Source organism: uncultured Thiocystis sp., from assembly GCF_903866365.1.
In the GTDB taxonomy this organism is placed as follows: Bacteria; Pseudomonadota; Gammaproteobacteria; order Chromatiales; family Chromatiaceae; genus Chromatium.
In genome coordinates this window covers 1-3,114 of sequence record NZ_CAIPNF010000008.1, presented here as the reverse complement: position 1 = coordinate 3,114, position 3,114 = coordinate 1, and the positions used below count along the sequence as shown (strand labels likewise).

Sequence of the window (3,114 nt, the reverse complement as noted above, 5' to 3'; positions counted from 1 at the left end):
ATCCAGCCCCAAGACCAATCTCACCACGCTCGCACCTAGCGCATCAGGTAGGCCCTCCGTCGCTTGCCGTCACCTCGTCGGCTCGCCCATGGCGCCATCACAACCAGTAGGGGTTACCGCACTGAGCTGGATACCCCCCTTTCCAGATTACGCCCCAGATTGCGGCCATTGAAAATCTCGCTCAGTTCGCGACGCAGCAGTTTCTGAATGCGCTGATGTTCCTGCGGCGTCAAATCCTTGGCCTCGACGCAGAACAGATAATCGTCGAGCTGGAAGTGCTTGATGACCATCTTGGTGTGGAAGAGATTTTCCTGATAAACGTTGACGTCGACCAACTGATAGCGTTTTTTGGTGTTGCTCGACAGATAGTTCTGGATCGAGCTGATGTTATGGTCGATGAAGTGTTTGCGCCCGGTGACATCGCGGGTGAAGCCGCGCACCCGGTAATCCATGATGACGATGTCCGATTCCAGTGCGTGAATCAGATAATTCAGCGCCCGTAGCGGCGAAATCCGCCCGCAGGTCGAGACATCGATATCGGCGCGAAAGGTGCTGATTCCGGTCTGCGGGTTGGTTTCCGGATAGGTGTGGACGGTGATATGACTCTTGTCCAGATGCGCCACCACGGCGTCCGGCAGCGGTCCCGGCGTGGCCGTGTTGGAGAGGTTTTCCGCGACGATCCCCTCCTCGGAGATCAGCATGGTCACCGATGCGCCCTGAGGATCGTAGTCCTGATGGGCGATGTTGAGGATATTCGCGCCGATGATCTCCGCCACGTCGGTCAGAATCGCGGTCAGGCGCGCCGCGTTATAGGCCTCGTCGATATAAGCGATGTAGGCTTCGCGCTGCTCGGTGGAGTCAGCGTAGCAGACATCGTATATAGTGCCTGACCGAAAACTCGGATTTTTGACCGCACTCGGAGGCGATTGATCGCCCCGGCGAGGTGTTTTTCTTGAGTCAGTCCGGGTTGGGGCGTGGAGCGCACCGCCCAATGAGAGATGTTCTTATCACGGCCTTCGTGCAAACACACGCCTCCCTAAGCGCCCCCACGCGATGCCAATAATGGGGTTAGGCGGCTCGCCGTTGCCGGCGCCGTTCCTGCTCAGCCTCAGCGGCCAGCAGGATGGCGCCGAGGCGGTGGACGTTGCGCGCGACTACCGCCATGGCCACATAGCGTTTGAAGCCGTCCAGGCCGTGGTCGGGGCAGACGTCCAGCCCATGGGCCTCCAAGGCGTTGATGGCCGACTCCACCGCGCTGTGGCGGTGGCGCAGGCGGATGAAGCGCGGGTCGTGCTCACGTTCCCACTCGGCGGCCGAGCGTTTGCCTTTCTTGGGCAGCACCGGCAGTGCCACGAGTTGGGCCAGTTGCTGTTGATTGGCCGGGCTGTGAAAACCCTTGTCGAGGCTGACGCTGTGGGTCTCGGGGAAGCGGGCGCAGGTGGCGGTCACAAAGGGGACGGCGATCTGATCGTCAGTGGTGTGTTCCATCACCTGATGATGCAGGATGAAGCCGTACTGATCTTCGCTGATGGCGACCCGCAACCCCAACTCGACGGCCACCCCGGCCTTGCCTTTGCTAATCCATTCGGTGTGCGGTTGGAAGATGGAGAAGACCTTTTCACCATGGGGAATGCGCTCGCCATGGAGCACGCGACGGCGGATTTGATCGATCTGGCGCGCGCCATGGGTCAAGTAGGTGTCCAACGGGGCCAAAAGCACCTCGGGCCGTTGGGCCTCGACCACGAGCTTGAGGCGGGTCAGGCGGGCACGCTCCAGGAACGCTTCGGCGAGCGCCAAATAGTCACCGCAGGCCTGCCTGATCTCGCCCTGACGGGCCTCCCGCTTGGCCTCGTCCTGGGCGGTCGAGCGCTTGAGTTGCTGCACCCGTCGCAACGCCTGCTTCAGACAGCGCAGATTGTAAGCGCTTTGGCGCCAGTCGCTGAACTTGGCCTGTTCGCACAACTCGGCACTGGTCTCGATCGCCTTGCGCACGGCATCCGCCAAGAGATTGAGGTCGGTGGGAAAGTGCACGTCGGTCTCGACCACGAACGAATCAGCACGGACCTCAAGCGCGTCGTCCGGACTTTTTTTGACCAGGACGTGTCCTGCGCGCACCACCTCCTGGTTGATGCGATCCAGCACCTCGGGGGTGAACAGGCGCAGGTTGTCCTTCAGCGTCTGCAACGCGTAGCGCGTGTCATCGGCCCACTCGCCATGGCCGAGCATCTGGCGGATGGTCGCATGCTGGTTGGCCAGTTCCTGGATCCGGTCGAAGTCGGCGTTCAGCCCCAGACGGAGCGTGCCCAGCACCAGGATGCGCCACTGGAGCATGCCCGGTCGGCCGGTGTCCGCGCTGACCGCGCCGGGGGCGTCGACCCGTTCGGGCAGAACCTCCGCGAGGATGGCGAAGACGCGCTCACGCACCGCCGCTTCGGTATAAATGAACTGCAGGCCCCGCAGGAGGCGCGGAATGTCGTCACGCGATTTGCGGTCGAGTTCAATGGCGGCGATGTCCTGTTCACCCAACTGGAACTGGGGGTCGATGATCTGGCGCATGGCGGGAAACGGAGCACGAAGTTTTTTGCAATTCAGCCCGCCACGCGGTGGCCACGGACCGGGATTTCAGCGGTCGGAACGAATCATCAATGGGTTATCGCATGATTCTGGCCCCATCGCATGGTGATTTCGCGCCATCTTCGACCAAGGGTTGCGATTATAACCGATTGTTTTTATAAGGCTGAACAAGTTATCGTTCAGGCACTATATAACCCAAGTTGCCACCTTGATGGATCGGCGTCCATCGGAGTTTGCTAGCGTTGTGAGTATCCCGACTGCGCAACGACTGGCGAGGAACCCCGATGGACACACAAATTATATTCGTGTACTGCCTTTGTGACGATCTGCTGAAAGCGCTCGGTCATCGTGAAGACCCCCAGTGTCAGGTGTCCGACGCGGAAATTCTCACCACCGCGTTGGTCGCCGCCCTCGAGTTTGGCGGATGCTTCAAACGGGCACATCGGTTCCTGCATGAAACGGGCTATCTGTCACATCGGCTCAGTGCGAGTCGCTTCGTGCGCCGTCTCCATCGTTGCGAACCGTTCGTGATGCCGTTGT

Annotated in this window: 2 protein-coding genes and 1 pseudogene; 1 reads left to right on the top strand and 2 read right to left on the bottom strand. The window is 60.5% G+C overall.

Annotated features, from left to right (window positions below; translation table 11 throughout):
* Positions 1-113: 113 nt before the first annotated feature.
* Positions 114-881, bottom strand: coding sequence for an adenosylmethionine decarboxylase (gene speD, locus QZY07_RS00265; RefSeq protein WP_363183481.1), 768 nt, complete (start codon positions 879-881; stop codon positions 114-116).
* Positions 882-1,068: 187 nt separating this feature from the next.
* Complete coding sequence (locus QZY07_RS00260) at positions 1,069-2,556, bottom strand: ISNCY family transposase (RefSeq protein ID WP_295398834.1); 1,488 nt, start codon at positions 2,554-2,556, stop codon at positions 1,069-1,071.
* 302 nt (positions 2,557-2,858) lie between these two features.
* On the opposite strand from QZY07_RS00260, the pseudogene QZY07_RS00255 reads away from it, so the two are divergent.
* A pseudogene (locus QZY07_RS00255) lies at positions 2,859-3,114 on the top strand (IS982 family transposase); the annotation flags it as partial.

Bases quoted from the DNA above. Each gene is read 5' to 3' on its own strand.
- QZY07_RS00260 (WP_295398834.1), bottom strand. From the start codon at position 2,556: ATGCGCCAGATCATCGACCCCCAGTTCCAGTTGGGTGAACAGGACATC.